The sequence below is a fragment of the Candidatus Omnitrophota bacterium genome (assembly GCA_028716565.1).
In the GTDB taxonomy this organism is placed as follows: domain Bacteria; phylum Omnitrophota; class Gorgyraeia; order Pluralincolimonadales; family Pluralincolimonadaceae; genus Pluralincolimonas.
Genome location: JAQUPL010000001.1, coordinates 1 through 14185, shown reverse-complemented (window position 1 = coordinate 14185; position 14185 = coordinate 1). Strand labels below are relative to the sequence as shown.

Below are 14185 nucleotides of genomic sequence, written 5' to 3'. Positions count from 1 at the left end.
TCAGCCCTTCTTTTTTTTGAATATATCTATGGCGAGTTTTACCGACTCGGCCAGGGGCCGGGGATCGGCTATCCCTTTCCCTGCTATGTCGAAAGCCGTACCGTGGCCGGGCGAGGTCCTGACAAACGGCAGGCCCAGCGTGATGTTTATGCTGGTATCGCGCGCTATCATCTTAAGCGGCGTAAGCCCCTGGTCGTGATACATGGCAACCACGCAATCAAGCTTCCGGCGGTAAGCCATGTAAAACAGCGCTTCGGACGAAACCGGGCCGATTATGTTCTTAAAATGCCTCTTCGCTTCGTTCACCGCCGGGGCTATTATTTTGATCTCCTCGGTGCCTATCTTCCCGCCTTCTCCCCCGTGGGGGTTCAGGCTCGCGATCCCTATCCTCGGTTCGGCTATGCCGAAATAACAGGTAAGCGCCCTATGGCTCAATTTTATGGCCTTGATTATCTCTTCTTTCGTCACCGCCTCTGACACCGCACGGACCGGTATATGCCTCGTCACAAGCGTGACTTTAAGCGGCCCGCCTATCAGCATCATCGCGAAATCCGCGGTCTTGAACTTATCCGCGATATATTCCGTGTGGCCTATGAAATTTATGCGCGGGAACGCGGACGAGACCGCTTCTTTGCTTAAGGGGGCGTTCACGAGGCAATCGGCTTTCTTTTCTTTTATGAGCTTGAGGGCGAGATCGAGATAGGCCAGCGAGGCCTCGCCGGAAAGCCTGGACTGGCGGCCGAATTTCACCTTGCTGGGAGCGATTATATGCGGGTCTGACACCGAGACTCCCCGAGGGAGCTCTGCCGGGACTCCGGGGAGCCTTAACGCGGCGTTAATGACCGAACTGTCGCCGACAATAATAAAATCGGCAAGCCTGCGTAATTTGCGGCTTGCCAACATCTTTAATACTATCTCGGGCCCTACGCCAAAAGGGTCGCCGATGGTTACGGCGACCCGCGGACGCGGCTGCCTGCGGGTATTACTTGACCTGTATAAAAGCATCGCGTTTCAGTTTCTCTATCCAGTCCTGATACCGCTTTTGGGCCTTATCCCTGTATATTATATCCTCTATATCGCTGCGCGCTTCCTGGAGCGGCCGCACGTAACTCTCTTTTTTCTCGTATACCTTGAAGATAAAATATCCTGCATCGGTCTTTACCGGGTCGCTGATCTCACCCGGTTTTAAAACGAATATGACATTCTCGAAATCCCCGCGCATTTGCCCTCTCTCGACAATTCCGAAGTCCCCGCCCTCCTGCGCCTTTGCGCCCTGCGAGTAAACCTTGGCCAGTTCGTTGAAATCGCGGCCTTCCCTGGCGAGTTTTACCACATCTTCCGCTTTCTGCTTGATGTCGTCCTCGGTGCTTCCCGCATCGAAACGGATGACGATACCGAAGAGATGGACCGATTCCGGCGCCTTCAGTTCTGCCGAATGTTTTTTGTAATAACTCTCTATCTCGGTGGGAGTAACGACTATCTTCTCCCTTACCTGCTGGTTCACGAGCTTGGACATCATTATATTTTCCTTATAGCGCTTTTTCAGGATGTCGGTCGAGACACCGGACCTCTCGACCTCGGAATAAAAGGCGTCTTCCGAGGGGAAACGCGATTTTACGTCTTTCAGCCTTTGCTCCACTTCGAAATCATCAACGTTAATCTTATATTTTTTCGCTTCCTGGAGTATCAGCCTGTCCTCTATCATCTGCTTCAGGAGTTCCTTGCGCACCTCTTCCGTCTTCGCCTTAAGCTCGTCTCCCGAAAATTCCTTCTTTAACTCCTCGATACTCGAACCGAGGGCCGCATCAAGGTCTGTCTCGGTTACGACTTCGTCGTTCACGACCGCAAGTATCTTGTTAACGGCGCCGGTCGTCTGGCAAAGGGCCTGGGGATGCAGCCCCAATGCAAGGACCAACAATAACATGCTTATCCCTGTCCTCATTTATCCGGCCCCGCTTCCAACAGCTTTTCGTTTATCTTGACGTGCGCTTTCGACCTCAGGTTCTTGACAAGATCATCGAGCGTCCGCTGTTGGGCCCTATCCTTCAACTCTTTTTCTATGGCGTCCCTGACCTCGGAGAGTTCCACCGCCCTCGGCTCGATCCTGTCGGTCAGTTTTATTATGTGGTAGCCGAATTTCGTCTTGATTATATCGCTCGTCTGGCCGACCTCGAGCTTGAAGCAGACCTCTTCTATCTCGGGCATCAGCTGCCCTTTTATGAAATAGCCCAGGTCGCCGCCCCTCCCTTTCGAGGGGTCCTTCGAATATTGCTTAGCCAACTGCGCGAAATCGCCGCCGTCTTTCAGCTTCCGGAGGACTTCGTTGGCCTCGTCTTCTGTATCGACCATTATATGGCTCGCCCGCAGCTTAAGCGGCGTGACAAAATCGTCCTTGTGCAACTCGTAGAACTCCTTTATCTTGTCTTCGGAGACCGCGGACTTCTTGACTTCCGTTTCCATCAGTTTAGCTATAAGTATCTTACGCTTCGCCTCGTCCAAAAGATCCTTTACCTCTCGCTCTCTGTTGATGCCCCGTTTGAGCGCTTCCTTATAGATAAGCTGCTCATTTATCATATCATCGAGGAAATCCTTTTTACGCTCGCCCGCGAGCGTCTTATAGTAAGCCGGCATCTTGGAAAGCCTCTTCTCGAAATCCCCGACCGTAATGGCCTTGCCGTCAACGGTCGCGAGGGGCTTCGATTTCGCATTACCGCATCCGGGGAACACAAAAACCGCGGCTAAGAGCAGCGCTGCAATATGGATTTTTATCATAGGCCTTTCCGTCATTATCTTCTCTCTGGTAAGTATTTGGAATAATATATCATAACCGGCTCCGGATAGGCAAGCCCTTTCGGAGACCGGCTATCGTGCTCCTCAGCAGCCTGCAGTAAAGGTCAAAACCTATCGCCTGGATAAACCCGTGCTGTTCCGTACCCAAAAGGTTTCCGGCGCCGCGCAGTTCAAGGTCCTCCATCGCTATCTTGAAGCCGGAACCGAGCTCGGTATGCTCCTCGATCGCTTTAAGCCTCGCCTCGGCGTCCTTGGGCAATTGCCACCCCTTGGGATAAAGAAAATATGAATGGGCCTGGACTATATACCTGCCCACCCGGCCCCTCAACTGGTAGAGGTCGGCGAGTCCGAACATATCGGCGCGGTTAACGAATATCGTGTTCGCGTTGGGGATATCTATGCCGGATTGGACTATAGCGGTGGAAACTAGCACATCTATCCTGCCTTTTATGAACCCGACCATTATATTCTCCAGTTCGTGCGCCGGCATCTGCCCGTGCGCCTCCTCCACCCTGGCCCCCGGGACGATCTCCCTCAACCGCTCCGCCAGTTTATTCAACCCCTGTATCCTGTTATTCACGAAAAAGACCTGGCCGCCGCGTTTGAGCTCGCGCTTTATCCCTTCTTTTATTATCCGCTCGTCGAACTCCGCGACTTTCGTCGCGACCGGTATCCTGTTCTCGGGCGGGGTGTCGATCACCGACATATCTTTTATTCCCATCAGCGACATGTAGAGGGTGCGCGGGATCGGCGTGGCCGTAAGCGTCAGAACATCGACCAGGAGCCTCATCCTCTTCAACCGCTCCTTGTGTTTTACGCCGAACCTCTGTTCCTCGTCGATTATTACCAGGCCGAGCTCCCTGAACGCGACATCGTGCGAGAGGAGCCGGTGCGTCCCTATTATGATATCGACCGATCCGTCTTTTACGCCGGCGATTATCGCGCCTTGTTCTGTCCCGCTCCTGAAACGCGAGAGCATCTCGATATTCACCGGGTATTTCTCCATCCTCTCCTTGAATGTCGCGTAATGCTGTTCGGCAAGGATGGTCGTGGGCACGAGCATCGCGACCTGCTTATTGTCCGTGACGGCCTTGAACGCGGCGCGCAGGGCGACTTCGGTCTTTCCGTATCCCACGTCGCCGCAGACGAGCCTGTCCATCGGCTTCGGGCTTTCCATGTCGCGTTTTATCTCCTGCGCGGCCCTGGCCTGCGCCGGCGTGTCCTTGAACCGGAACGACCTCTCGAGCTCCGCTTGCCAGTCCGTATCTTTCGAAAAGGCGAAACCCTTCAACGCCTCGCGCTTCGCCTGGATCTCGATGTATTCCAACGCGAGCGAATAGATGCTTTTTTGCGCGCGGGCCTTGGCCAGCGCCCATGCCCTGGTCCCGAGTTTGTATAGTTTCGGAGGCCTGCCCTCGAACCCTATATATTTCTGGACTAGGTTCATCTCCGGCATCGGGACGAAAAGTTTCGCGCCTTCGGCGTATTCTATGACGATATAATCGATGACGCCTTTGGGCTCTTTTACGCGCTCTATCCCTTTATACCGGCCTATGCCGTGTTTCACGTGGACGACGTGATCGCCCGGGGATATGTCGACGAAGTTGCTTATCGGCAGGTCTTCGGAGATCTCGACGCCCGGGATGCGGCGAGTCTTTAGTTTTCGCGGCACAATGCCCTTGGCCGGAAGGATGATCGCCATCTGGTGGTCGAGGAAAGAAGTGCCGGTTGCGATATCAAATGATTTGATATGCGCGAGCCTGTCCGCGTCGAACTCGAGGCGCACCGGCTCGTCGAAAGTCACAGGGAAGATGTCGAGGATGCCGCCGCGCTGGGCAAACTCCCCCTGTTCGGCTACCTTCGGCCGGCGCGCATAACCCAGCTCGACCAGCTGCCCGTGCACCTTATTGAGGCTCAATTCCTCATTCTTATATAGCTTTAGCGATTCGAACATAGCTTTAGATAATTATGGTGACAGTATACTTAATTATCGGGAGATAAGTATACTGTCACCGAATCGGGTTTACATTTTCGCGGGACAGGAGACTCCGAGCAGGGTCAGGCCGTTGGCGAGGGCCTGCTTGACGCATGAAACGAGATAGATCCTCGCGCGGCTGAGCTCCGCGTCGTCCGAGATGACCTTGTTCGCCTCGTAGAATTTATGGAAGCAAGCCGCCAATTCCTGCAGATATGTTATTATCCTGTAAGGGTCGAGCTCCTGCGCGGCAAGTTTCACCGATTGCGGGAACTGCCTCAACTCTTTGAATAAATTCAACTCCTCCGGCGCGCCGAGCAGCTTGAGGTCCGCGCCCGCAATATCCCCGTCCGGTAATTTCGACAAGGCGAGTATGCTGCATATCCTCGCGTGCGCGTACTGGACATAATAGACCGGGTTCTCGGGCGTCTGCTTCTTCGCGAGTTCGAGGTCAAAATCGAGGTGGGCGTTCGCTTTTCTCATCAGGAAAAAGAACCGCGCCGCGTCTTTCCCTACTTCATCGAGGACCTCCCGTAAAGTTATATACTCGCCGGCCCGTGTGGACATCTTCACCGGCTGCCCGTTCTTATATAATGTCGCCAGCTGTATTATTATTATAGATACCGCGCAGGCCGGGTAGCCGAGCGCCTGGACCGCGGCTTTTATCCTGTTTATATATCCGTGATGGTCCGGCCCCAGAATGTCGATGACCCGCGAGAACCCGCGCTCGAATTTATCCTTGTGATAGGCGATGTCCGGCGTGACATATGTGTATGTGCCGTCGCTCTTCTTGACAACCCTGTCCTTGTCATCGCCGAATTGCGTGGACTTGAACCAGAGCGCGCCTTCCGCCTCGTATAATAACCCTTTCTCCCTGAGAAGACTGAGCGTCTTCTCTATCTTACCGGACGCGCCGAGCGCCTTCTGGCTGAACCAGACGTCGAAGAGCACGCCGAAATCCAGGAGCTCCTGCTTGATCTCCTTCAGGAGATAATCGCAACCCCACTCTGAAAATACCTTTAAGTCCTCCGGCGTCCCTGCTTTATATTTATCGCCGTGTTCCTTGCGGAACTCTTCGGCCATCTCCTTTATATACTCGCCCTTATAGCCGTTCTCCGGTAATTCATATTGGTCGCCTATCTCCTGCCTGTACCTGGCGTATATCGACTGGCCGAGTATCGTTATCTGGACGCCTTCGTCGTTTATATAATATTCGCGGGTAACTTCATGGCCGTTGGCCCTGATTATATTCGCCAGCGAATCGCCGAATGCGGCCTGGCGCGCGTGCGCGACGCTAAGCGAGCCTGTCGGGTTCGCGCTGACGAACTCTACCTGTATCTTCTTCCCCTTCCCGGAATCGTTACAACCGAATTTTTCTTTCCCGGACTTTATATCCTTTAGTATCTGGCGCAGCGCCTGGGCCGAAAGCCTTATGTTTATAAAACCGTTAAGCGGCTCTATGGCGTCGACCTCGCCTTTGAGCGGCGAGGACGCGAGGGCGCCGGTGAGCGCCTTGGCGATCTCTTTAGCCAAGTCGGCCGGATTCACCTTAAGCGGCTTGGCTAGCCTGAAGGCGATATTCGTCGAGATATCCCCGTGCGCCGGGTCCTTGGGGTTCTCGAGGCAGAGCAGGTCCCGGGCGTAAAGGCCTTTGATCTTCTCTGCCGCGCCTAAATTCTTATCGAGAAATTCAAGTATCCGGGTCTCTATCATACCTCTCCTAAATATAATGCCACCCGCAGGGATGCGGGTGGCATTTAAGGATATCCAATACTAGCCGAGATTCTCGCGGGGTACGTCACCCCATAAGCTTTCGAGGCCATAGAACCTTCTGGCTTCCGGATCGAAGATATGGACGACGCAATTCCCGAAATCGAGCAGCAACCAGCTCGATTCCCTGTCGCCCTCCCTGTGCCAGAGGCGGTAACCCTCCTCCTCCAGCTTATCTTCTATCTCATCCGATATAGCCTTGACCTGGCGGGTGTTGTTCGCGGTCATAACGATAAAATAATCGCAGAACGCGGACACCCTGCTCACGTCCAACAATACTATGTCTTCAGCCTTCTTCTCTTTTGCGGTCTCAGCTATCAGTACAGCTTTTGATCTGGGCTCTGTCTTACTTTCCAAGTATCCTGTACATTCCCGTGCCGCAAACCGGGCATTTACCCTTCATCGCTTCGCGGCCATTCTTCATCTTCTGCTTCATTGTGTCTTTCATTTCCTGCTTCTTCTTGCATTTAACGCAATAACCTTCCATCTAGCACCTCCTGTAAGGTTTTGGAATGACTCTAGTCTACCACACCTCTAAATCGCTGTCAACCCCGCACCTTTTGTAGGGTGCGGGATAAAGATGACCCGCCACAAAGCGGGCGCCTTTCATTCCAGTGACTCGTCTATCTCCCCCACTATCTCCTCTATAAGGTCTTCCAGGGTTATGAGGCCGATCGTCTGTTTCTTGTCGTCCACGACTATCGCCATCTGTATCCGCATCCGCTGGAAATCCTTAAGCAAATCGCTGACACGTTTGTTCTTCGGTATGAAATACGGCTGGTGCAGCAGGTCCGGTATTATGACCAGGCCTTTGTTCTGCCAGATATAGAGAAGGTCCCGCGCGTAGAGGATCCCTTCTATACGGTCGATCGAGCCCTTATAGACCGGCACCCTCGCGTGGCCTTCTTCCACCAGGAGATCGAGCAGCTCCTCGGCCGAGGCATCGACGTCTATTCCTATTATCTTCTCTTTCGGGATCATGACTTCGCTGACGAGCGTATCGCCGAACTCGAATATCCTGTGGAGCATCTTGCGCTCCTCATCGCCGAGGACGCCTTCTTCCTTGCCCAGCTCTATCATGAGCCTTATCTCCTCCTCGGTGATGAGCGGGGCACGCTTCGGCTCGCCGCCGAAGGCCTTGATTATGCCGTTGCCGAGGCCGTAAAAGATACGGGCGACAGGCGCCAGGACCGCAAGGACGAATTTCAGCGGGACGGCAAGTCCCAGCGAGGTCTTCTCCGAGTGCTGCACAGCGAAGACCTTCGGGATTATCTCGCCGAAGACCACGAGGAGGGTAGCGCCTATTACGGTGGCGAGCACCATTCCCACGTCTTCCCCGAATATACGTATGAGCACAAAGGCGATGAGGACTGATATCGCGGTATTAACGATATTGTTCCCCACGAGTATCCCTGTGATAAAACGGTCGGGATTGGAGATGAGGGAGTATACCAGCTTCGCCTTCTTGTTTCCCTTTGACATCAAATGGCGCAAACGTATCTTGTTCAAGGATATGAGCGCCGTCTCCGACATAGAAAAGAAAGCCGACAGGACCAACAGGACTCCTATCGCTATCAGGAGCGGCCAGAATACCTTAAGCTCGTTTATCATAACCATTTCTTATTCTTCAGGTATAAAACCATGATTACAGTCAACGCGAGGGTGAATGCCAGTATGAAGAAGAGGCCGTTCTCATGCTGAGAAAAAGGCAGGAACTTCAGGTTCATGCCGTAGATGCTCGGGATGACTATGAACGGCATCATAACAGTGGCCAGGAGAGTCAGGACCTTCATTACTTCGTTCAGCCTGTTTGAGACGATGGATACGTATGCCTCGAGCGCGCCTGTGACGATATCGCGCGAGGTGCCGACGATATCATTTATCCTCACCAGGTGGTCGAAGACGTTCCTGTAATATACGTAATTGGCCGGCAGGATGAGCGGGAAGTCCCCGCGGGTCATGATGGAGAAGATGTCGGCCTGCGGGCCTATCGTCCGGCGCAGGAGCATTGTGTCGTTCTTGAGCCTGTATATCTGGTTGAAGGTCTTTGTCGTGGGGTCCTTGAAGAGCTCCGCTTCCATCTCATCGACCCGCTTGTCGAACTGGTCGACGAGGGGATAATAGCTGTCAGCGAGCGACTCCAGTATGGAGCACATGAGGAAATCTCCGCCCCTTTTTATTATAGGCGAACCTTTATCGACCCTCTCGAGGTTAAGGGTTATAGGCTTGATCGCGTCGGTATGGACGGTTATAAGATAGTTCTTCCCGAGGCAAAAATCCACCTCAAAGACCTCTATCTTCTTCGTCTCGTCGTTTGTCCTTACGCCCTGGGTCACGAGGGAGAGGTAGTGTTGGAAATCCTCGACTTTCGGCCTGGCGTTGACCATTATGCAGTCCTCTATGGTCAGCGGGTGGAGGCCGAATACGTCCATCAGTATCTCTATATCGTCGTCCTCGAGGGCTTCCATATCCACCCAAAGCAACGATTTCTCCGCCGCCAGGGCCTGGCGGAATTCCTCGACGGGTATATCCTTGCGGAGCCTGCCTTCAGGCGTAACGTAATAGTTCCTCATCGTCTTCCTCCGTTATCTGTAAAGCCTTCGGGCTATTATATATTCCCTTACGGGTTCGGGGACAAGATACCTTATCGACTTGTCTTCCCTTAGCTTCTTCCTTATAAGGGAAGATGAGATCTCCAGCGAAGTGATCGTGACAACATCGATGCCGTTCGGGACGTTCCCTATGTCGTATCCCGGGCGGTTGGCCACGATGAAATTCGAAAGCTTGAATATCTGGTCGATCTCTTTCCATGAATATATCTCGCCCAGTGAATCCGCGCCGGTTATAAAAAAGAGCTTGGTCTCCTCGCCGTATTTCTGCTTGAAGGCCTTCAGTGTCTCCACCGAATAAGAAGTCGTCTTCGCGTCGATTTCGAACGACGATACCTCGAAATCCGAATTACCCCTAAGCGCCAGCTCAACCATCTTGAACCTGTCGTTCGGCTCGGCGAGCTCCTCGTCCTTCTTATGAGGCGGTATATACGCCGGGACGAATATCACCTTATCGAGGTTGAGCTTCTCCCTCGCCTCTTCGGCCAGGACGAGATGGCCGACGTGGATGGGATTGAACGTGCCGCCGAGTATGCCTATACGCATGATGTCACTCCCTTACCTGCCCGTCGCCGTAGATTATATATTTGTAACTTGTGAGTTCCTCTACCCCGACAGGGCCGCGGGCGTGGAACTTGTCGGTCGAGATGCCTATCTCGGCGCCGAACCCGAACTCGCCGCCGTCGGTAAAACGCGTCGAGGCGTTGACATAGACCGCAGCCGAGTCGACCTTGCGGAGGAACTCGACCGCGTTATGGTAATTCTCGGTCACGATGGCATCCGAGAGTTTCGTGCCGTATTTGTTTATATGCTCGATCGCCTCATGCGGGCCCTTGACGACCTTTATCGAAATTATCAGGCCGAGGTATTCGGTCGACCAATCTTTCTCGGTTGCGGCCTTTATCCCTTTGACGATCCTCCGGGTCATAGGGCAGCCCCTTATCTCGACGCCCGCCTCTTTGTATTTCTTTGCCATCGAAGGCAAAAACCTCGCCGCGACGTCCTCGTTTACCAGGAGGGTCTCCATCGCGTTGCAGACCGAAGGCCTCTGGACCTTGGCGTTGAAGCATATCTTCTCAGCCATATTGAGGTCCGCGTCCTCGTCCACATAGACGTGGCATATCCCCTTATAGTGCTTGAGGACGGGGATCTTCGAACGTTGGGCGACTTCCTTTATCAGGCTCTCGCCTCCGCGGGGTATTATCAGGTCGACGTAATCGCTTAAAGTCAGGAGTATATGGACGGCCTTCCTGTCGGTCGTCTTCACCAGGCTGATAGCCCCGTCAGGTATACCGTTCTCTTTTGCCGCGCCGTTAAGGATATCGAAGATGGCGATATTTGAATTTATAGCCTCGCTCCCGCCGCGCAATATCGCGCAGTTCCCCGCCTTAAGGCATAGCCCTATGCAATCGGCCGTGACATTCGGCCGCGATTCATATATGACGCCGATCACGCCGAGCGGCACCCTTAATTTCCCTATCCATAAGCCGTTCGGGCGCGTCCACATTTTTATCACCTCGCCGATCGGGTCATGCTGGGAGGCGACCTGGCGAAGGGATGCGGCCATGGACTTTATACGTTTCTCGTTCAATGTGAGCCGGTCTATGAACGCCGGGCTTAATTTCTTCGCCGCGGCCGCTTTCACGTCCTTTTTGTTCGCGGCAAATACGGCGGACTTGTTCTCCTCGAGCCCGTCCGCCATCGCGAGCAGCGCCTTCTCTTTTACCGCGGATGAGATATGGCCCATGAGGAGAGACGCCTTCTTCGCGTCCCGGGCAATAGCAATCATATCGTTTTTCAAGCCGCTCATCTAGGACTGGCTCCTCTTCCGGGGAATAAATACGGTCCCGACCTTTTCCTTGTTTACGATCCTGGTCAGGATATCTTCGGTCTTTCCGTTGGCTATGACCATGGGAATGCCGGCTTCGGTGGCCGTCTTCGCGGCCTTTATCTTAGTCGACATCCCGCCGACGCATGTCTCCTTGTCGGTGCCGCAGGCGAGTTTTTCTATGCCGCCGTCTATCTCCTCGACCACATCGATGACTTCCTTATTTTCCATGTGGCAGTAGAGGCCGTCGACGTCGGAAAGGAGTATGAGCAGGTCCGCCCCGAGCAATTTCGCCACGAGGCTCGCGAGCGTGTCGTTATCGCCGAATTTTATCTCGTCGACCGAGACTGTGTCGTTCTCGTTGATGATAGGGACGGCGCCGTATTCAAGAATGGTGTGTATCGTGTTCTTTACGCTCGTGTATCTCTTCCTCTCCTCGAGGTCGTCGCGCGTCAAAAGCACCTGCGCGACCTTGCGGCCGTGGTCCTTGAAATACTCGTCATATGCCTTCATAAGCTGGGCCTGGCCTATCGCCGCGGCCGCCTGGAGGTGTTCGAGCGTCTTCGGACGGGACTTAAGCCCCAGAAGGTGCATGCCCGCGCCGATAGCGCCCGAGCTTACGAGGACGACCTTTATTCCCTTATCGCGCAGTTCGCAGACCTGCCTGGAGATGCTCTTTATGGAGCTTCTGTCCATGGGCGAGGTCTTGGACGTCAATGTAGACGTCCCGACCTTGACTACTACGAGTTTCAAATTTGAAAGATATTTTTCCCTCATCCTGTCTTATCCAGTTTTTCCACTATCAATTCAACGAGTTCCTCTGTGCCGTCGCCGGTCTTTGCCGATATAGGTATTATATCCTTTTTTATTTTTTCTTTAAACCTTTTTAGGTTCTTTTTCGCCGCGGCGATATCCATCTTGTTGGCGACTAAAATCTGCGGTTTCTTCTCCGCGCTTGCGCCGTATTGCTTCAATTCGTTATTTAATATCTTGTAATCCTCGAGCGGGTCCCTGCCGTCCACCCCGGCCATGTCAATAATATGCACCAGTATTTTTGTGCGGTCGATATGCTTAAGGAACTTATGGCCGAGCCCTTTGCCTTCATGCGCTCCTTCGATCAGGCCCGGGATATCGGCTATCTTAAAATGGCGGCCGTCATCATATTCGACTATGCCGAGCACCGGCTGTAACGTAGTGAACGGGTACGCCGCGATCTTCGGCTTGGCTTTGGAGATGAACGAGATGAGCGAAGATTTGCCGGCGTTCGGAAAACCGAGAAGCCCGCAATCGGCTATCAATTTCAGCTCGAGCGAGAGTATCTTCTCTTCGCCGGGCTCGCCCGGTGCCGCGGGTTTTTTACAGGCGTTGCCTCGGCCGCCGAGGCCGCCTTTGGCGACGATAAAACTCTCTCCTGATGCGGTCAGGTCCCTTAAGACATGTCCCTTATTAAAATCCGCGACGATAGTCCCGACCGGGACCTCGATGACGCAGTCCTCCCCGGTCTTTCCGTTCCTGTTATTGGATGAGCCGTTCTCGCCTTTGTGGGCCTTGAAATGCCTGCGGAATTGGAAGTCCAGGAGGGTGTGTATGTTCTCGTTCGCGCGTATTACGACGTTGCCGCCGTTGCCGCCCGGCCCGCCGTTCATGACCGGGTAACGGGAATACCTGTCCTTATACAAACTCGAGCAACCGTCGCCGCCGTGGCCTGCTTTGACCTCGATCTTCGCGGTATCTACAAACACCTTGGCTTTCGGCTTCTTGTTATTGTGGCAGGATGCTGACTGTCTTGGACTTGAAAGTTACAATTCCGTCTTTTAAGGCGAAAAGCGTGTCGTCTTTGCCCTTGCCGACATTGATGCCCGCTTTAAACGGGGTCCCGCGCTGCCTTATTATAATGCTTCCGGCTGTGACCTTCTGCCCGCCTGAAGCCTTTAATCCTAACCTCTGGGAATTGCTGTCCCGGCCGTTTCTTGTTGAACCTTGTCCTTTATGATGAGCCATCGTCTCCTCCTAAACCTTTATCTCTTTTATCTTAAGTTTCGTCAACTCCTGGCGGTGGCCCTTCTTCCAGTGCGAGTCCTTCCGCCTTCTGTATTTATAGGACATCAGCTTCTTGCCCCTGAAGTCGGATACGACGTCCGCGACCACCTTGGCGTCCTTGAGGAAAGGCTTGCCGAACTTGACTTCCTTGCCGTCATGGACCATGAGCACTTCTTTTATCGTAACTTCTTTGTCTTTTTCGGGATGCGTCAGGCGCTCGACCGTGATCGTCGCGCCCTTTTCGACCTTATATTGCTTCCCGCCTGTCATTATTACGGCGTACATAGAAACACTCCTTCTCTTATTTTATTGGGAATTACGGATTTCGGGAGATTATACCTTAAATAGCGGCGGGTGTCAATGAATAATCGGTGAATTACGGTGACTGCTTCCTGATTCCCTCTTCTGGGTGGGGTGAATTAGGTAGCTGTCACAAGTAATTCACTCGACGACCAGTCAATCGGTTCGCTCGGCCTTTCTTTATTACTCGGGCCGATATATCGGCCCTGCGTCATAAATCGGCTCTTTGCTCACCAGATTGCCTGGTCGTCATAGCAAGCTAGAAATTTATCTTTCCTTTTGAGGAAGGGTGACTAGGGAATTAAGTATACTGTCACCTTATTTTTCACTTATATGACGAATTACATATTCTGATGGAGTCGGTCGCATTTTCTTAAGCGCCTTTATTTCGTTTTGTTAAGTTAAATTTTTTACCTGATATTTAGCAATATTTCTTTGAAGACTGGCATTTTCTTTTTCAAGTTCGTTCAAGTAATTTTTGACTTCTATAGGCGTACTCTTAAGTTTAAGCGTAAGACTTCGTGGATGTTTCATATTTTACCCCTCTGAATTATCTGATCCATTTTTTTAATTCTCCTTCCTAATATATACTATCATAAACCCGCAGATCCTGCGCGGAGAAAAGGACGAAGATGATTTTCTCTAAGGCGTTGGGGCTCTGAGTGATAAATTCCTGCGCCATCTTAAAGGCTATCGGTGCTGCTAATTCGATGGGAAATCTGTAGACACCGGTGGAGATGGACGGAAAAGCGATGGTTTTGAGGCCGTGTTCCTTCGCGAGGTTGAGAGAATTACGATAACATGAGGCGAGTAATTCCGGCTCGTTGTGCTTGCCGTCGCGCCAGACAGGGCCGACTGTGTGAATCACATGTT

At 52.8% G+C, this 14185-nt stretch carries 16 protein-coding genes; all 16 read right to left on the bottom strand.

Features of this window, described 5'->3' with window-relative positions; all coding sequences use genetic code 11:
• Positions 1 to 1005: a 4-hydroxythreonine-4-phosphate dehydrogenase PdxA gene (gene pdxA, locus PHO67_00080; protein MDD5545549.1), complete on the bottom strand. Its 1005-nt coding sequence runs from the start codon at positions 1003 to 1005 to the stop codon at positions 1 to 3.
• Positions 983 to 1942 carry a peptidylprolyl isomerase gene (locus PHO67_00075; protein MDD5545548.1) on the bottom strand — a complete coding sequence of 320 codons (960 nt, stop codon included), beginning with the start codon at positions 1940 to 1942 and terminating at the stop codon, positions 983 to 985. The genes pdxA and PHO67_00075 overlap by 23 nt, the downstream gene beginning before the upstream one ends.
• The gene (locus PHO67_00070) at positions 1939 to 2772 is read right to left on the bottom strand and encodes a peptidylprolyl isomerase (protein MDD5545547.1); all 834 of its coding nucleotides are present in this window, start codon (positions 2770 to 2772) and stop codon (positions 1939 to 1941) included. Before PHO67_00070 ends, PHO67_00075 begins: the two co-directional genes overlap by 4 nt.
• A 49-nt stretch (positions 2773 to 2821) precedes the next feature.
• Positions 2822 to 4744, bottom strand: a complete 1923-nt coding sequence (mfd, locus tag PHO67_00065; GenBank protein MDD5545546.1) for a transcription-repair coupling factor — start codon at positions 4742 to 4744, stop codon at positions 2822 to 2824.
• 69 nt (positions 4745 to 4813) lie between these two features.
• Positions 4814 to 6478 (bottom strand): arginine--tRNA ligase, encoded by a 1665-nt coding sequence (gene argS, locus PHO67_00060; GenBank protein MDD5545545.1) that lies wholly within the window; start codon positions 6476 to 6478, stop codon positions 4814 to 4816.
• Between the two features lie 60 nt (positions 6479 to 6538).
• Complete coding sequence (gene rsfS, locus PHO67_00055; protein ID MDD5545544.1) at positions 6539 to 6892, bottom strand: ribosome silencing factor; 354 nt, start codon at positions 6890 to 6892, stop codon at positions 6539 to 6541.
• Positions 6882 to 7022, bottom strand: a complete 141-nt coding sequence (locus tag PHO67_00050; GenBank protein MDD5545543.1) for a DUF5679 domain-containing protein — start codon at positions 7020 to 7022, stop codon at positions 6882 to 6884. The genes rsfS and PHO67_00050 overlap by 11 nt, the downstream gene beginning before the upstream one ends.
• Before the next feature lie 119 nt (positions 7023 to 7141).
• On the bottom strand, positions 7142 to 8152 hold the full coding sequence (locus PHO67_00045) for a hemolysin family protein (protein MDD5545542.1): 1011 nt from the start codon (positions 8150 to 8152) through the stop codon (positions 7142 to 7144).
• Complete coding sequence (corA, locus tag PHO67_00040) at positions 8143 to 9108, bottom strand: magnesium/cobalt transporter CorA (GenBank protein MDD5545541.1); 966 nt, start codon at positions 9106 to 9108, stop codon at positions 8143 to 8145. Before corA ends, PHO67_00045 begins: the two co-directional genes overlap by 10 nt.
• A 12-nt stretch (positions 9109 to 9120) precedes the next feature.
• Complete coding sequence (nadD, locus tag PHO67_00035; protein ID MDD5545540.1) at positions 9121 to 9690, bottom strand: nicotinate-nucleotide adenylyltransferase; 570 nt, start codon at positions 9688 to 9690, stop codon at positions 9121 to 9123.
• A gap of 4 nt (positions 9691 to 9694) precedes the next feature.
• Complete coding sequence (locus tag PHO67_00030; GenBank protein ID MDD5545539.1) at positions 9695 to 10954, bottom strand: glutamate-5-semialdehyde dehydrogenase; 1260 nt, start codon at positions 10952 to 10954, stop codon at positions 9695 to 9697.
• Positions 10955 to 11749: a glutamate 5-kinase gene (proB, locus tag PHO67_00025; protein ID MDD5545538.1), complete on the bottom strand. Its 795-nt coding sequence runs from the start codon at positions 11747 to 11749 to the stop codon at positions 10955 to 10957.
• Positions 11746 to 12714: a GTPase ObgE gene (gene obgE / locus PHO67_00020; protein MDD5545537.1), complete on the bottom strand. Its 969-nt coding sequence runs from the start codon at positions 12712 to 12714 to the stop codon at positions 11746 to 11748. Before obgE ends, proB begins: the two co-directional genes overlap by 4 nt.
• 19 nt (positions 12715 to 12733) lie before the next feature.
• Positions 12734 to 12973 carry a 50S ribosomal protein L27 gene (gene rpmA, locus PHO67_00015; protein ID MDD5545536.1) on the bottom strand — a complete coding sequence of 80 codons (240 nt, stop codon included), beginning with the start codon at positions 12971 to 12973 and terminating at the stop codon, positions 12734 to 12736.
• Positions 12974 to 12982: 9 nt separating this feature from the next.
• Positions 12983 to 13297 (bottom strand): 50S ribosomal protein L21, encoded by a 315-nt coding sequence (gene rplU / locus PHO67_00010; GenBank protein MDD5545535.1) that lies wholly within the window; start codon positions 13295 to 13297, stop codon positions 12983 to 12985.
• 595 nt (positions 13298 to 13892) lie between these two features.
• The coding region (locus PHO67_00005) for a macro domain-containing protein (GenBank protein MDD5545534.1) at positions 13893 to 14185 on the bottom strand (293 nt) is incomplete at its 5' end.